Source organism: Streptomyces zhihengii (genome assembly GCF_016919245.1).
Taxonomy (GTDB): Bacteria; Actinomycetota; Actinomycetes; order Streptomycetales; family Streptomycetaceae; genus Streptomyces; species Streptomyces zhihengii.
The window spans coordinates 2,608,954-2,624,683 of sequence record NZ_JAFEJA010000001.1; the positions used below are offsets into that span (position 1 = coordinate 2,608,954).

The 15,730-nt window shown below is 72.9% G+C and carries 10 protein-coding genes; 2 read left to right on the forward strand and 8 right to left on the reverse strand.

Annotated features, from left to right (window positions below):
• Positions 1-54: 54 nt before the first annotated feature.
• From serA to JE024_RS10685, 6 genes are all read right to left on the reverse strand, one after another.
• A complete protein-coding gene (gene serA / locus JE024_RS10660; RefSeq protein WP_205373352.1) occupies positions 55-1,647 on the reverse strand; it encodes a phosphoglycerate dehydrogenase in 1,593 nt (530 codons plus the stop codon).
• A 224-nt stretch (positions 1,648-1,871) separates the two neighbouring features.
• Positions 1,872-2,873 (reverse strand): ketol-acid reductoisomerase, encoded by a 1,002-nt coding sequence (ilvC, locus tag JE024_RS10665; RefSeq protein WP_205373353.1) that lies wholly within the window; start codon positions 2,871-2,873, stop codon positions 1,872-1,874.
• 101 nt (positions 2,874-2,974) lie between these two features.
• Positions 2,975-3,499, reverse strand: coding sequence for an acetolactate synthase small subunit (gene ilvN / locus JE024_RS10670; RefSeq protein WP_147988273.1), 525 nt, complete (start codon positions 3,497-3,499; stop codon positions 2,975-2,977).
• An 18-nt stretch (positions 3,500-3,517) separates the two neighbouring features.
• Entirely contained in the window at positions 3,518-5,377 is a 1,860-nt protein-coding gene (locus tag JE024_RS10675) for an acetolactate synthase large subunit (protein ID WP_205373354.1), read from the reverse strand.
• A 215-nt stretch (positions 5,378-5,592) separates the two neighbouring features.
• Positions 5,593-8,406: a putative bifunctional diguanylate cyclase/phosphodiesterase gene (locus JE024_RS10680; protein ID WP_205373355.1), complete on the reverse strand. Its 2,814-nt coding sequence runs from the start codon at positions 8,404-8,406 to the stop codon at positions 5,593-5,595.
• A gap of 382 nt (positions 8,407-8,788) precedes the next feature.
• Positions 8,789-9,742: a 2-hydroxyacid dehydrogenase gene (locus tag JE024_RS10685; RefSeq protein ID WP_205373356.1), complete on the reverse strand. Its 954-nt coding sequence runs from the start codon at positions 9,740-9,742 to the stop codon at positions 8,789-8,791.
• A gap of 76 nt (positions 9,743-9,818) precedes the next feature.
• Between JE024_RS10685 and JE024_RS10690 the strand changes: the two genes are divergently transcribed.
• Both JE024_RS10690 and JE024_RS10695 read left to right on the forward strand, forming a co-directional pair.
• A complete protein-coding gene (locus JE024_RS10690) occupies positions 9,819-10,817 on the forward strand; it encodes an aldo/keto reductase (protein ID WP_205373357.1) in 999 nt (332 codons plus the stop codon).
• A 149-nt stretch (positions 10,818-10,966) separates the two neighbouring features.
• Positions 10,967-12,124 (forward strand): PQQ-dependent sugar dehydrogenase, encoded by a 1,158-nt coding sequence (locus JE024_RS10695; RefSeq protein ID WP_205376485.1) that lies wholly within the window; start codon positions 10,967-10,969, stop codon positions 12,122-12,124.
• A gap of 91 nt (positions 12,125-12,215) precedes the next feature.
• Here JE024_RS10695 and JE024_RS10700 read toward each other — a convergent pair whose 3' ends face one another.
• Positions 12,216-15,296: an ATP-binding protein gene (locus tag JE024_RS10700; protein WP_205373358.1), complete on the reverse strand. Its 3,081-nt coding sequence runs from the start codon at positions 15,294-15,296 to the stop codon at positions 12,216-12,218.
• A gap of 101 nt (positions 15,297-15,397) precedes the next feature.
• Positions 15,398-15,568 (reverse strand): hypothetical protein, encoded by a 171-nt coding sequence (locus JE024_RS10705; RefSeq protein ID WP_205373359.1) that lies wholly within the window; start codon positions 15,566-15,568, stop codon positions 15,398-15,400.
• Between the last annotated feature and the right edge of the window lie 162 nt (positions 15,569-15,730).

Below are 15,730 nucleotides of genomic sequence, written 5' to 3' on the forward strand. Positions count from 1 at the left end.
CCGAGCAGCCGGGCCGGGGCACTTCACGGGCGCGGTACGCCCGTGCGGCGGACGTCAGTCCGCGAGGTTCACCGAGCGGGCCGAGGCCGCGCCGATCTCCTCGGCGATCTCCGCGACCACCGCGGGCGGGACGGTGTCGTCGACGGTGAGCACGACGAGCGCCTCGCCGCCCTCCTCCGCGCGGGAGACCTGCATACCGGCGATGTTCAGACCGGCCTCGCCGAGGATGCGGCCGACCGTGCCCACGACACCCGGACGGTCGTCGTACCGCAGCACCAGCATGTGGTCGGCGAGCGCCAGGTCGATGTCGTGGTCGCCGATGGCGACGATCTTCTGGAGGTGCTTGGGGCCGGCCAGCGTGCCGGAGACCGCGACCTCCTCGCCGCCGGAGAGCGTGCCGCGCACCGTGACCACGTTGCGGTGGTCGGGCGACTCGGAGCTCGTGGTCAGCCGCACCTCGACACCGCGCTCCTGCGCGAACAGCGGGGCGTTGACGTAGGAGACCGTCTCGTCCACGACGTCCTCGAACACGCCCTTGAGCGCGGAGAGTTCGAGCACCTTGACGTCGTGCTGGGTGATCTCGCCGTAGACCTCGACGTCGAGGCGGACGGCGACCTCGCCGGCGAGGGCGGTGAAGATGCGGCCGAGCTTCTCGGCGAGCGGCAGGCCGGGGCGCACGTCCTCGGCGATCACACCGCCCTGGACGTTGACCGCGTCCGGGACCAGCTCGCCGGCGAGCGCCAGGCGCACCGAACGGGCGACGGCGATACCGGCCTTCTCCTGCGCCTCGTCGGTGGACGCGCCGAGGTGCGGGGTGCAGACGACCTGGTCGAGCTCGAACAGCGGGGAGTCCGTGCAGGGCTCCTTCGCGTACACGTCGAGGCCGGCGCCGGCGACGCGGCCCTCCTTGAGCGCCGTGTACAGCGCGGCCTCGTCGACGATGCCGCCGCGCGCGGCGTTCACGATGCGGACGGCCGGCTTCACCTTGTGCAGCGCCTCGTCGCCGATGAGGCCGAGGGTCTCGGGCGTCTTCGGCAGGTGGACGGTGATGAAGTCGGAGACCTCCAGCAGCTCGTCGAGCGAGAGCAGCTTGACGCCCATCTGCGCGGCGCGGGCCGGCTGGACGTAGGGGTCGTAGGCGACGATCTTCATGCCGAAGGCGGACATCCGCTGGGCGACCAGCACGCCGATGCGGCCGAGGCCGACGACGCCGAGGGTCTTCTCGCTCAGCTCGACACCGGTGTACTTCGAGCGCTTCCACTCGCCGTTCTTCAGGGCGGTGTTGGCCTGCGGGATGTTGCGCGCGGTGGCGACGAGCAGACCGCACGCGAGTTCGGCGGCGGTGACGATGTTGGACGTCGGGGCGTTGACCACCATGACGCCGGCCTTGGTGGCGGCGGAGACGTCCACGTTGTCCAGGCCCACACCGGCGCGGGCGACGACACGCAGCTTCTTGGCGGCGGCGATGGCCTCCGCGTCGACCTTGGTCGCGGAGCGGACGAGGATGGCGTCCACATCGGCGATGGCGGGGATGAGCTCCGCGCGATCGGCGCCGTTGCAGTGGCGGATCTCGAAGTCCGGGCCGAGTGCGTCGACGGTGGCGGGCGAAAGCTCTTCAGCGATGAGTACGACAGGTTTCGAGCTCACGTGAGTCCTCACATGTCCGGTGCAGACGGCCGTCCCGACGGCCGCAGCGGTGGAGGGGGCTAGCCGCGTGGAAGACGCACGACACTGTGGGCCTGACGCGTATGTAGGGATGAGTGTAGTGGTGCACCGGGGTGGTTCTTGCGCCTCGGTGGAAGGATCACCCGTCCGTGGCTGGACGAAGTGGCGGGGCGGGGGGACCGGTTGCCGGTCCCCCCGCCGGCGGCTCACGCCTCGTCGTTGTCGACCCAGCTCATGAGCTTGCGCAGCTCCTTGCCGGTGGTCTCCAGCAGGTGCTCGGAGTCCTGGGTCTTGTACTCGTTGTACTTCTTCAGACCACCGTGGTACTCGTCCATCCAGTTCTTGGCGAACGTGCCGTCCTGGATCTCCGCGAGGACCTTCTTCATCTCGGCCTTGGTGGCGTCGGTGATGATGCGCGGCCCGGTGACGTAGTCGCCCCACTCGGCGGTCTCGGAGACCGACCAGCGCATCTTCTCCAGGCCGCCCTCGTACATGAGGTCCACGATCAGCTTCAGCTCGTGGAGGCACTCGAAGTAGGCGATCTCCGGCTGGTAGCCGGCCTCGGTGAGGGTCTCGAAGCCCGCCTTGACCAGCGCGGCGGTGCCACCGCAGAGGACGGCCTGCTCACCGAACAGGTCGGTCTCCGTCTCCTCCTTGAAGGTGGTCTTGATGACGCCGGCGCGGGTGCCGCCGATGCCCTTGGCGTAGGACAGCGCCAGCTCGAAGGCCTTGCCGGTGGCGTCCTGCTCGACGGCGGCGATGCAGGGAACGCCGCGGCCCTCCTCGTACTGACGGCGGACCAGGTGGCCCGGGCCCTTGGGGGCGACCATCGCGACGTCGACACCGGCCGGCGGCTTGATGAAGTCGAAGCGGATGTTGAGGCCGTGACCGAAGAACAGGGCGTCGCCGTCCTTCAGGTTGTCCTTGATCGACTCCTCGTAGACCTGGGCCTGGATCGGGTCCGGGACGAGGATCATGATGACGTCGGCCTCGGCGGCGGCCTCGGCCGGGGTCACCACGCGCAGGCCCTGCTCCTCGGCCTTGGCCTTGGACTTGGAGCCCTCGTGCAGACCGACGCGGACGTCGACACCCGAGTCACGCAGCGACAGCGCGTGGGCGTGGCCCTGGCTGCCGTAGCCGATCACCGCGACCTTGCGGTTCTGGATGATGGACAGGTCGGCGTCGTCGTCGTAGAACAGCTCGGCCACTGGGAATCTCCTTGGAGTGCTGGTGTTGCGTCCCACCGTACGGCGGGAGGGGGCGGGGAGGTTTCGGGGTCTCGCCTGGCGAGAAGGCCCGGGGCGTTCCGTTACGCGGAACGGTCCAGGGCGCGCAGCGAGCGGTCGGTGATGGACCGGGCGCCGCGCCCTATGGCGATCGTGCCGGACTGGACGAGCTCCTTGATGCCGAACTGCTCCAGCATCTTGAGCATCGCCTCCAGCTTGTCACTCGAACCGGTGGCCTCGATGGTGACGGCCTCGGGCGAGACGTCCACGGTCTTGGCGCGGAAGAGCTGGACGATCTCGACGATCTGCGAGCGGGTCTCGTTGTCGGCGCGGACCTTCACCAGGACCAGCTCGCGCTGGATCGCGGCGGCCGGCTCCAGCTCGACGATCTTCAGGACGTTGACCAGCTTGTTGAGCTGCTTGGTCACCTGCTCCAGGGGCAGGCTCTCGACGTTCACCACGATGGTGATGCGGGAGATGTCCGGGTGCTCGGTGACGCCGACCGCGAGCGAGTCGATGTTGAAGCCGCGGCGGGAGAAGAGCGCGGCGATCCGGGCGAGGATGCCGGGGGTGTTCTCGACCAGGACCGAGAGCGTGTGCTTGGACATGTTTCTGATCGCTCTCTCTCAGTCGTCTTCGTTGTCGCCGAAGTCGGGACGGACGCCGCGGGCGGCCATGACCTCGTCGTTGGAGGTGCCGGCGGCGACCATCGGCCACACCATGGCGTCCTCGTGGACGATGAAGTCGACGACGACCGGGCGGTCGTTGATCGCGTTGGCCTCGGCGATGACCTTGTCCAGGTCCTCGGGGGACTCGCAGCGGATCGCGTGGCAGCCCATCGCCTCGGACAGCATCACGAAGTCCGGGACGCGGGTGCCCTTCGAGGGCTGCTTGCCGTCCGCGTCGGGGCCCGAGTGCAGGACGGTGTTGGAGTAGCGCTGGTTGTAGAAGAGGGTCTGCCACTGGCGGACCATCCCGAGGGCGCCGTTGTTGATGATCGCGACCTTGATCGGGATGTTGTTCAGCGCGCAGGTGACCAGCTCCTGGTTGGTCATCTGGAAGCAGCCGTCGCCGTCGATCGCCCAGACCGCGCGGTCCGGGCGCCCGGCCTTGGCGCCCATGGCGGCCGGGACCGCGTACCCCATCGTCCCGGCGCCGCCCGAGTTGAGCCAGGTGGCGGGCTTCTCGTAGTCGATGAAGTGGGCGGCCCACATCTGGTGCTGGCCGACGCCCGCGGCGAAGATCGTGCCCTCCGGGGCGAGTTCGCCGATGCGCTGGATCACCTGCTGGGGGGCGAGGCTGCCGTCGGCGGGCTGCTCGAAGCCGAGCGGGTAGGTCTCGCGCCAGCGGTTGAGGTCCTTCCACCAGGCGGTGTAGTCGCCGGTGTGCCCGTCGTTGTGCTCCGCCTGGACCGCCTGCACCAGGTCGGCGATGACCTCGCGGGCGTCGCCCACGATCGGCACGTCGGCGGTGCGGTTCTTGCCGATCTCCGCCGGGTCGATGTCGGCGTGGACGATCTTGGCGTACGGCGCGAAGCTGTCCAGCTTGCCGGTGACGCGGTCGTCGAAACGGGCTCCGAGGGCGACGATCAGGTCGGCCTTCTGCAGCGCGGTGACGGCGGTGACCGCACCGTGCATGCCCGGCATTCCCACGTGCAGCGGGTGGCTGTCGGGGAACGCGCCCAGCGCCATCAGGGTGGTGGTGACGGGGGCTCCGGTGAGCTCGGCGAGCACCTTCAGCTCGGCCGTGGCGCCGGCCTTGATGACGCCGCCGCCGACGTACAGGACCGGGCGGCGGGCCGCGGTGATCAGCTTGGCGGCCTCGCGGATCTGCTTGGCGTGCGGCTTGGTGACCGGGCGGTAGCCGGGCAGGTCCGTCTGCGGCGGCCAGCTGAAGGTCGTCTTCGCCTGGAGGGCGTCCTTGGCGATGTCGACGAGGACGGGCCCGGGGCGGCCGGTGGCCGCGATGTGGAACGCCTCGGCGATGGTGCGCGGGATGTCCTCGGCCTTGGTGACCAGGAAGTTGTGCTTGGTGATCGGCATGGTGATGCCGCAGATGTCCGCCTCCTGGAAGGCGTCCGTGCCGATGGCCTTGGAGGCGACCTGGCCGGTGATCGCGACGAGCGGCACGGAGTCCATGTGCGCGTCGGCGATCGGGGTGACCAGGTTGGTGGCGCCGGGGCCGGAGGTCGCCATGCAGACGCCGACCTTGCCGGTGGCCTGCGCGTAGCCGGTGGCGGCGTGGCCCGCGCCCTGCTCGTGGCGCACCAGCACGTGGCGGACCTTCGAGGAGTCCATCATCGGGTCGTACGCCGGGAGGATGGCGCCGCCCGGAATGCCGAAGACCGTCTCGGCCCCCACTTCCTCGAGAGAGCGAATGAGGGACTGCGCGCCCGTGACGTGTTCCACGGTGGCGGCGGGCTGTCCGCCGCTACGGGCCCGCGGCTGAGGATGGTGGGCCCCGGAGGCCTGCTCGGTCATCGGCATTCTCTTCTCGATGCTGAGGGTTTTTGCGAGGGTTTGGTGCGACTTCTGTCTGTGCCGGTGCAACAAAAAACCCCTCGTGCCGTGAGGCAAGCGAGGGGAGCGCGTCGGAGGTGTCCGCGGAGCTGTTCGAGCAGCTCCGCTCAGCCGACGCGCTTTCCAAGTACGAGAATTCGGGTGCGCATGGCACTGACCCTCCCCCCGACGCGCCGTCACTGTCAAGTGGGTGGGACGCGCGTCTCACTATTCGAGCCGTTGCGTGCCTGCGGAATCCCGGCGGTGAGCAGCGGCAGGGCCATCCCGGCGGGCACCGGGTACTCGTCCCTGACCAGGGCCCGGCGCAGCCGGTACTCGTCCAGCGGCCCCGAGAAGGCCATGCCCTGGCCGTGGGTGCAGCCCATCGCGCGCAGCGCGAGGACCTGCTCCGGCACGTCCACCCCGTCGGCCACCGAGTGCATGCCGAGGTCGCGGGCGATGCGCAGCAGGCCGCTGGTGATCTTGTGCAGCCTGGCCGACTCGACGACCCCCTCGACCAGGCCCCGGTCGAGCTTGAGCACGTCCACCGGGAGCCGGCGCAGTGCGTTGATCGCCGCGTAGCCGCTGCCGAAGCCGTCCAGCGCGATCCGCACGCCGAGTCTGCGCAGGGCGACGAGACGCTGCTCCAGCTCGTCGAAGGAGATCCGCGGATCGCTGTCGGCGAGCTCGATGATCAGCGCCCCGGAGGGGAGCTGGTGGCGGGTGAGCAGGGCCTCGATCGACCCCAGCGGCAGCGACCGGTCGAGCAGGAGCCGGGCCGAGAGCCGCACGGACACCGGGGTCGGGTGGCCGAGCCTGCCGCGCTCGGCGGCCTGCTCGACGGCCTCCTCCAGCAGCCAGCGGCCCAGTTCGGCGGCGCGGTTGCCCTCGTCGGCGACGCGCAGGAACTCGGCCGGGGTGAACAGGATGCCCTGGGCGGATCTCCAGCGCGCCTGGGCCGAGACGGCGGAGATCCGGCCGGTGGTCAGGCTCACCACCGGCTGGTGGAGCAGGGCGAACTCGCCGTCGTGCAGGGCGGTGCGCAGCCGGGTGGCCAGCTCGGTGCGGCGCACGACGTCGGCCTGCATCTGGGGCGCGTACAGCTCCACCCGGTCCTTGCCGCCGGCCTTGGCCCGGTACATGGCCAGGTCCGCGTTGCGCATGAGGTCGGTGGGGCTGATGGAGGGCTCGGCGAAGGCGACGCCGATCGAGGCGGCCACCCGCACCTCGGCGCCGTCGATGGTGTACGGCTGGGAGAGCATCAGGCGCAGCCGGTCGGCGATCTCGTGGACCTGGAGCTCGCGGGCGCTCTGGTCGCAGCCGCCGTCGCCGGTGATCAGCGCGGCGAACTCGTCGCCGCCGAGACGGGCCGCGGTGTCCCCCGCCCGTACGGATTCGGCCAGTCTTCGGGCGGCCTGGATCAGCAGCTCGTCGCCCGCCTGATGGCCGAGACGGTCGTTGACGCCCTTGAATCCGTCGAGGTCGATGAAGAGCACCGCGGTGCCCTGGTCGCCCGATCTGCGGCCCGCCAGGGCCCCGCGCACCCTGGCGGTGAACAGGGCCCTGTTGGGCAGGTCGGTGAGCGGGTCGTGCTCCGCGTTGTGCTGGAGCTGCGCCTGGAGGCGCACCCGCTCGGTGACGTCCCTGCTGTTGAAGATCAGCCCGCCCTGGTGGCGGCTGACGGTGGACTCCACATTCAGCCAGGTGCCGGTCCCGGAGCGGAAGCGGCACTCCATCCTGGTGGTGGGCTCGTCGGCGGGCTGGGCGGCGAGGAATCTGCGCAGCTCGTGGACGACGCGTCCGAGGTCCTCGGGGTGGATCAGCGAGGCCAGTTCGGAGCCGACCAGTTCCTCCGCGTCCCGGCCGTAGACCTTGGTCGCCGCGGGCGACACGTAGCGCAGCACACCGGAGGGGGCGGCGATCATGATGACGTCGCTGGAGCCCTGGACCAGGGAGCGGAAGTGGTTCTCCTTCTGGGCCAGTTCCTGGGCGAGGGCGATGTTGTCGAGGAGCATGATGCCCTGGCGGACCACGAGCGCGAGGACGACCGTACAGGCGGTGATGACGACGACCCGGTCGACCCGGCGGTCCTGGGTGACGCTGTAGAGGATGCCCAGCGTGCACACGGCCGCGGCGAGGTACGGGGTCAGGGCGGCGAGCGAGCCGCCCAGCGGGCGCCCCGGGCGCCGTGGGCCGCTCGGACGTCCGCCGGCGGCCCGGCTCGCGTGGCGGGCGCCCCAGGGGGCGTAGGCGAGCAGCAGGGAGCCGGCGAACCAGCCGGCGTCCAGCAGCTGGCCGGAGCGGTAGCTCTCGCGCAGCAGCGGTGAGGTGAACAGCGCGTCGCAGACGACGGTGAGGGCGAGCCCGGCGATCGCCGTGTTCACCGCCGAGCGGTTGGCGGGCGAGCGTCTGAAGTGCAGCGCGAGCACCATGCTGACGAGCACGATGTCCAGCAGCGGGTAGGCGAGCGCGAGGGCCGCGGGAGCCACGCTCTCGCCCTGGGCGTGCGCGGTGTGCGCGAGGGCGAGGCTCCACGACAGCGTCAGCAGCGATCCGCCGATCAGCCAGGCGTCGAGCCCGAGGCAGACCCAGCCGGCGCGGGAGACCGGGCGCTTGGCGAGCACCAGCAGGCCCACGATGGCCGGCGGCGCGAAGCACATGAAGAACAGGTCGGCGGCGGACGGAGTGGGCACGGGTGCGGCGAGCACCACCTCGTACCAGCCCCAGACGGCGTTGCCCGCGCAGGCCATGAACGAGGAGAGCGAGAACAGCAGCCAGGCGGAGCGGAAGCGGCACTCCTCGGTGCGGGCGTAGAGCAGACAGGAGACCGCCGCGACCAGGGCGGCGGCGCTCAGCCCGAAGTCGCCCATGATCAGGGCGAGTTGCTCCGACCCCCAGCCGAGGCCCGCGCCCACGCCGTAGCCGGCACAGAGAGCGGCGAGCACGAGCTGATGGCGCAGCACCGCGGAACCGGTCGCGACGGTGTCCCGGGCCATGAGGGCCCCCGGCGCGCTCACCGGACCGCCTCCCCTCGCGCCGTGGGGGGCTGCGGCCGTGCAGGGTGGGCCACCGGCCGGTGCCCTGTGGTGCGGGGCGGATGCCCCGGTGCCGGCGCCGGGGCGCCGGGCAGTCGTCGTCGGCGGCCCCGCCGCGTCGGTTCGTCCGTCCTTCGGCCCTGCATCGCCCGTCGCCCCCCTCAGGTGTGATCGGCATTCGGTGCCCGGCAGTGCGCGCAGCGGCACCGCCCCTCGCATCCGGTGCACCCCCAGGTCGGGACGATACACCAATATCGTCACTCAGGGACATAGCGCATCTACTCTCCGTGACGACCTGCGACAATGAGGGCACGCGGCGCATTCGGGTGACTCCGCAGGGTGTTCGCGCGGGTGCCCGGCGCGGTCAGGCGCCGGTGGTCGCCACCACGTTCCGCAGCTCCTCTCCGGCAGCGAAGCGGGTCACCTGATCGGCGATCAGCTGGGTCGCCCGGGGCATGAACGCCGAGGTGGAGCCGCCGACATGAGGGCTGATCAGCACGCCGGGCGCGTGCCAGAGCGGATGCCCGGCGGGCAGCGGCTCGGGGTCGGTGACGTCGAGCGCGGCCCTCAGCCGGCCGCTCTCCACCTCCGCGAGCAGCGCCTTCGTGTCGACGACGGGCCCGCGGGCGACGTTCACCAGCAGTGCCCCGTCCTTCATCCGGGCCAGGAAACCGGCCCCGGCCAGGCCCTTCGTCGCCGCGGTGAGCGGCGTGGAGAGAATCACGACGTCGGCCTCGGGCAGCAGCGCGGGCAGATCGGCGAGTGCGCGCACTTCGCCGCGCTCCGTTGTCCGTGCGGAGCGCGCGACGCGCGCCACCCGCGCGCACTCGAAGGGTGCGAGCCGGTCCTCGATGGCGGCGCCGATCGAGCCGTAGCCCACGATGAGCACCGACTTGTCGGCGAGCGCCGGGTAGAAGCCGGAGCGCCACTCCTCGGCGCGCTGTCCCTCCACGAAGGACGGGATACCCCGGAGCGAGGCGAGGATCAGCGCCAGGGTGAGCTCGGCCGTCGACGCCTCGTGGACACCCTTGGCGTTGCACAGGCGCACCCCGGACGGCAGTCCGGCGAGGCCGGGCTGCACATGGTCGGTGCCCGCCGACAGGGTCTGGACGACGCGGACCGAGCGCATGGCGCCCAGCGGCCGCACGGCGACCTCGGCGCCCCGCATGTACGGGACGGTGTAGAAGACGCAACGCGCGGGATCCGCGGGGAAGTCGGGGCCGCCGTCCCAGAACCGGTAGACGAGGCCCGAAGCGGAGGTCGGGGGCAGGCCGTCGATCGCGTCGGCCGCTATGGGGAGCCACACATCGGAAGTCATGGTCAGGAGGCTATGCGAAGGCCGCCCGTACGCATTGGTTACCTTCAGGGGGCGGCCGAACGGAAGGTACGGGGAGTTGGAGCGCAGGACGATCGGTGCGGCGGCCCTCGGCGTGGGCGCCGTGGGGCTCGGCTGCATGCCGATGAGCTGGGCGTACACGGGCTCGCAGCAGCGCGGGGAGCGCTCGCTGCGCGCGGTGCACGCCGCGCTGGACGCGGGGTCGACGCTGCTGGACACGGCGGACATGTACGGGCCGTTCACCAACGAGCTGCTGCTCGGACGGGCGCTGCGGGAGCGGCGGGCGGACGCCTTCGTCTCGACCAAGGTGGGACTGCTCCTCGGCGACCAGCACATGGTCGCCAACGGCCGCCCCGGGTACGTGAGACGGGCCTGCGACGCCTCGCTGCGGCGGTTGCAGACGGATGTGATCGATCTCTACCAGCTCCACCGGGCCGACCCGGAGATACCGGTGGAGGAGACCTGGGGCGCCATGGCCGACCTGGTGTCGGCGGGCAAGGTGCGGGCGCTCGGGCTGTGCGCGGTCGGGGCCCGCGCCCGGCGGCGGTCCGGCGGCGATCCGCATGAACAGACGATCCGGCAGCTGGAACGGGTGCAGCAGGTCTTCCCGGTGAGCGCCGTGCAGGCCGAGCTGTCGGTGTGGGCGCCCGACGCGCTGCGCACGCTGGTGCCGTGGTGCGAGGCCCGGGGCGTGGGCTTCCTGGCGGCGATGCCGCTGGGCAGCGGCTTCCTCACCGGCACCCTCACACCGGGCCAGGGCTTCGAGGCCGACGACGCCCGGGCCCGGCACCCCCGCTTCACCGCCGAGATGATGGCCGCGAACCAGCCGGTCGTCGCCGGGCTGCGCAGGGTCGCCGCCCGCCACGGCGAGGGCGCCACCCCGGCGGCGGTGGCGCTCGCCTGGGTGCTCCGGCAGGGCCGCCACGTCGTGCCGGTGCCGGGGACGAAGCGCCCCGAGTGGGCGGTGCAGAACGCGGGCGCCGCCGCGCTGTCCCTGACGGAGGCGGACCTCGCCGAGATCGCGGCGCTCCCGGCGGCTCTGGGATCCTGGGACTGAGACGCGGCGGGCGGCCCCGGGGCGGCCGATTTCCAAGATCGGGAACCTTGCGGCGGGCCCGGGTGTATGAACAACAGACAGGCGTGCCGTCCCGTCCGCCGGGCGACGCCAGCAGCCGTCGAAGGGATTCCACCGTGCACCGTCCAGCTCTGCCGGCCGCCCTGGCCGCCGCCGTGCTCGTCCTCGCGGCCGGCTGCTCCTCGGGCGGCGACACCTCGGGGCGCGGCTCGGCCGGCCCCTCCTCCTCGTCCCCGGCGGCCTCCCCGTCCGGCGGCTCCGGGAGTCCGTCCCCGTCCCCCTCGGGGCCTCCGGCGAAGGGGTCGGTGACCGTGGCCGCGACGCTGACCGGGGAGCTGGAGTCCCCCTGGGGGGTGGCCGCGCTGCCCGGCGGGGACCTGCTGGTCTCCTCCCGGGACGGCGGCACGATCACCCGGGTGTCCGCGGACGGCGGCCGCAAGACGGAGATCGGGTCGGTGCCGGGCGTCGCCCCCGCCGGCGAGGGCGGGCTGCTGGGTCTCGCGATCTCCCCGTCGTTCGCCTCCGACCAGATGGTCTACGCGTACTTCACCACCGCGTCCGACAACCGCATCGCCCGCATGCTGTACGACGAGAGCAAGCCCGCCGGGCAGCAGCTCGGGGCCCCGGACACGGTGCTGCGCGGGATCCCCAAGGGGGTGACGCACAACGGCGGCAGGATCGCGTTCGGCCCGGACAAGATGCTCTACGCGGGCACCGGCGAGGCCGGGGACACCGGGCTCTCCCAGGACAAGGAGTCGCTGGGCGGCAAGATCCTGCGGATGACGCCGGACGGACAGCCCGTGCACGGCAACCCGGACGCCGACTCCGTCGTCTACTCGTACGGCCACCGCAATGTGCAGGGGCTCGCCTGGGACGCCGACAAGCGCCTGTGGGCTGCGGAGTTCGGGCAGAACACCTGGGACGAGCTGAACCTGATCGAGCCCGGCCGCAACTACGGCTGGCCCGAGGCCGAGGGCAAGGCCGGCGAGGCGGGCTTCACCGACCCGGTGGCGCAGTGGCGGACGGAGGAGGCCTCGCCGAGCGGCATCGCCTGGGCGGCCGGGTCGATCTGGATGGCCGGGCTGCGCGGCGAACGGCTCTGGCGGATCCCGCTCGCCGGGGCGGAACCCTCCGCGGAGCCCGAGGCGTTCCTGGAGGAGGAGTACGGCCGGCTGCGCACGGTGGTGCCGGCCGGTGGTGACGGCCTGTGGCTGGTCACCAGCGAGACCGACGGCCGGGGCACGCCCGGCGGGGGCGACGACCGGATCCTCCGGCTGGAGGTCCGGTAGAGGTCGCCTTTTTGAGGCTCGGTTCGCCTCCGGGGCGCTCAAGACGGCGCCCCGGCGCGCCCGGTGGGTCCGGGCACGGGCCGGGTGGCGGTCAGGGTGCCGCGGGGGTCTCCTGCAGGAGATCGGTGAACAGCCGCAGCCGGTGCGCCATCGCGGCGGCCTCTCCCCGCCCGGAGACGCCCAGCTTGGCGAGGATGTTGGAGACGTGGACGCTCGCCGTCTTGGGCGAGATGTACAGCTCCTCGGCGATGCGGCGGTTGCTGTGGCCGGCCGCGACCAGGCGGAGCACGTCCTGCTCGCGCGGGGTGAGCCCCAGCGCGGACGTGTCGGCCTCGGGCACCGGCGCGGCCTCGACGGCCGGTGCGCCGTCCTCGGTGAGCGCGATCCGGGCCCTGCGGGCGAGCAGAGCGAGGTCCTCGGTCAGCGGCCGGGCGCCCAGCTCGCGGGCGGCCTCCACGGCCTCCCGCAGCAGCGAGCCGGCCCGGGCGCGCTCCTCGGCGCCGCCGGCGGCTCCGTGCAGCAGCGCCTCGGCGCAGCGCCGGCGCACCAGGGCGAGGTCGTAGGGGCGGCCCAGCGGCTCGAACGCCGCCACGGCCTCGGCCCAGTCGGCGGCGGTGTCCTCGCCCCCGGCCCGGCGCAGCTCCGCGCGCACCCAGCGCTCGTGGGCCGTCCACACGGGGACGGCGGTGACCAGCCTGCGGGCCGCCGCGCGGATCCCGCCGAGCGCCTCGGCACGGCCGGCCTCCGCGGCGGGCAGCCCCCGGGTGTCGGCCTCCAGCGTCGCGGCGGCGCGCAGCAGCGGCCAGGCGAAGCACTGGGTGCCGGGCGGGAAACCGCCGTCGGCCGCCCGCTGGAATTCGGCACGGGCGTCGGCGAGCCGGCCCTCGGCCGCCGCGACGCGCAGCGCGATGGTGGCGAGCGGCAGCGTGGTCTGGGGCATGGGGTTGTGCGGGCCGAAGTGGCGCTGCGCGGCGGCGAGCCGTTCGGCCGCGGCCCGGGTGTCGCCCCGGTCGACGGCGAGCAGGGCGAGCAGCGCCGAGGCGTAGCCGCGGGGCATCGGGCTGGTCCCGACCCGCAGGGCCCGGGACGCCGCCTCCTCGGCCTCCTGCCAGTGGCCGAGCGCGTGGTTGGTCTCCGCGATGTTGCTGAGCACCCACGCCTCGGTGTCCAGCAGCCCGTAGCGCCGGGTGTGCCCGACGCCTTCGAGGAGGAGTTCCATCGCCTCGGCGGACCGGCCGACGCTGTGCAGGACGGAGGGGAGGTTCACATGGGTGCGGCCGATGTGGCCGGGCAGGCAGAGCGCCAGCACCCGGTCCTTGACGTCGTACATCTCCTTCAGGCCGCCCTCGACGTCGCCGGAGTCGACCATGAGGCTGCCGCGGGTGAGGCGGGCCTTCAGCTCGATGTCCTCGTCGCCGACCATCCGGGCGTAGTCGACGGCCCGTTCGGCGGTGGCGAGGCTCTCGGGGCCGGGGCGGTGGGTCATCCCCCAGGCCGCCGCGTCCGCGAGCACCTCGGCGTGGACCGCGGAGGGCGGCAGGCCGCGCACGAGCTGCTGGGCGGTGTCCAGTTCGGCCCAGCCGTCGCCCCGGCCGAGCGAGGAGACCAGCCGGGAGCGCTGCACCGAGAACCAGGCGGCCCTGAGCTGGTCGCCCTCCGACTCGGAGAGGCGCTGCCCCCGCTTGCTGATCTTGTAGGCGCGTTCGCGTTCCCCGCAGAGGCGGCCGGCGAGCGACGCCTCGGCCATCAGGTCGAGGTAGCGCAGGGGTGTGGTCTCCGGGTCGCAGCCGCACGGCGGGTAGACCTCGACGTGGTCGACCGGGCGCAGCCGCTCGCGCACCTCCTCGGGCGCGTCGTCCCACAGCTCCATCGCCCGCTCCAGCAGGCCCAGTTGTTCCGCGTAGGCGTGCCGGCGGCGGGCGACGACGGAGGCCGCCAGCACGGCGGGCAGCGCCTTGGCGGGGTTGTTCGCCCGGTACCAGTAGCCGGCGAGGCGGGTGGCGCGCTGTTCCTCGGCCACCAGGGCCGGGTCGGCCTCCAGGGCCTCGGCGTACCGGCGGTTGAGGCGGGAGCGCTCGCCGGGCAGCAGGTCGTCGCTGACGGCCTCGCGGGCGAGCGAGTGGCGGAAGCGGTAGCCGTCGCCGTCGGGGGTGGCGAGCAGGATGTTGGCGCCCACGGCGGCGCGCAGCGCCTCGTCCAGGTCGTCGTCGGGCAGGCCGGCGACCGCGTGCAGCAGCCCGTGCTCGACGGTGGAGCCGCCCTCGGCGAGGATCCGGGCGACCCGCTGGGTGTCCTCGGTGAGCGCCTCGATGCGCACCAGGAGGATGTCGCGCAGCGAATCGGGCAGACCGGTGCAGGAGTCGTCGCTGAGGCTGGCGGCGAGCTCCTCGACGAAGAAGGCGTTGCCGTCGGAGCGTTCGAAGACGCGGTCGACGAGGGCGGGGGCCGGCTCGTCGGCGAGGATGCCGGCCATCTGCCGCCCCACCTCGGACCGGTTGAACCGGGTGAGCTCCAGGCGCTGGACGGTGCGGGTGCGGTCGAGCTCGGCGAGGAAGGGGCGCAGCGGATGGCGGCGGTGGACGTCGTCCGAGCGGTAGGTGGCGATCAGCAGGAGGTGCCCGCGCCGCAGGGTGCGCAGCAGGTACGCGAGCAGATGACGGGTGGAGGCCTCGGACCAGTGCAGGTCCTCCAGGACCAGGACGACGGTGCGCTCCCCCGAGACGCGCTCCAGCAGCCGGGCGGTCAGCTCGAAGAGGCGCGCGGTGCCCGACTCGTCGGGCCGCCCGGCGTCCGCGCCGGTGCCCAGCTCGGGCAGCAGCCGGGCGAGTTCGTCCTCCTGGCCGGCCGCCGCCTCCGCGAACTCCTCGGGGAGCTGCCGCCGCAGGGCGCGCAGCGCGGCCGAGAAGGCGGCGAACGGCAGGCCGTCCGCGCCGATCTCGACGCAGCCGCCGACGGCGGTGACGGCTTCGCGCCGGCACGCCTCGGCGAGCAGTTCCTCGACGAGCCGGGTCTTGCCGACGCCGGCCTCGCCGCCGATCAGCAGTGCCTGCGGCTCGCCGCAGGAGCGCGGGGCGCCCGCGGTACGGGTCAGGGCGTCGGCGAGCACGGCCAGTTCGCCGGCGCGGCCGACGAACACCGGGCTGACGGATCGGGTCTCCACACCGCTGAGCATCGCACAGGAGTCCGACAACGCGGCGGGGCGGACCACCGCCGTGGCCCGCCCCCTCCCCCCGGTCCCCACCGGGGTGTCACTCCCGCGTGCGGCGCGGACGATCACGCCGCGCGGGTGAAGCGGTCGTCGGGCCGGCTCACCCGCCCCTCCTCGTCCTTGCGCCGGCGTCTCGCGGTGCGGCGGACGGCGGCGACCTCGCGGACGAGGCGCTGCCGCTCGGCCTGGCGGATCAGTTCGGCACGGTGCATCTCGTGGATCTCGTAGTGCAGCACGGTGTGCTCCCCGGTTCGTCGGTCTCGGCCGGCGGCGTCTGCCGCCGGTGGAAACTCTCGTCCGCAAGGCGGGGCCCGCGCATCGGGCGGGTGCCGCATCCGCGGCGGCGTCCCGCCTTAGGGCGGGGGCGGGGGGTCCCCAGGCGGCCGGGCCGTTCCCCG

What these genes read in the sequence shown, in the direction of transcription:
- JE024_RS10685 (WP_205373356.1), bottom strand. Translation starts at nt 9,742, where the DNA reads ATGACTTCCGATGTGTGGCTCCCCATAGCGGCCGACGCGATCGACGGC.
- ilvN (WP_147988273.1), bottom strand. Translation starts at nt 3,499, where the DNA reads ATGTCCAAGCACACGCTCTCGGTCCTGGTCGAGAACACCCCCGGCATC.
- JE024_RS10675 (WP_205373354.1), bottom strand. Translation starts at nt 5,377, where the DNA reads ATGCCGATGACCGAGCAGGCCTCCGGGGCCCACCATCCTCAGCCGCGG.
- JE024_RS10700 (WP_205373358.1), bottom strand. Translation starts at nt 15,296, where the DNA reads ATGCTCAGCGGTGTGGAGACCCGATCCGTCAGCCCGGTGTTCGTCGGC.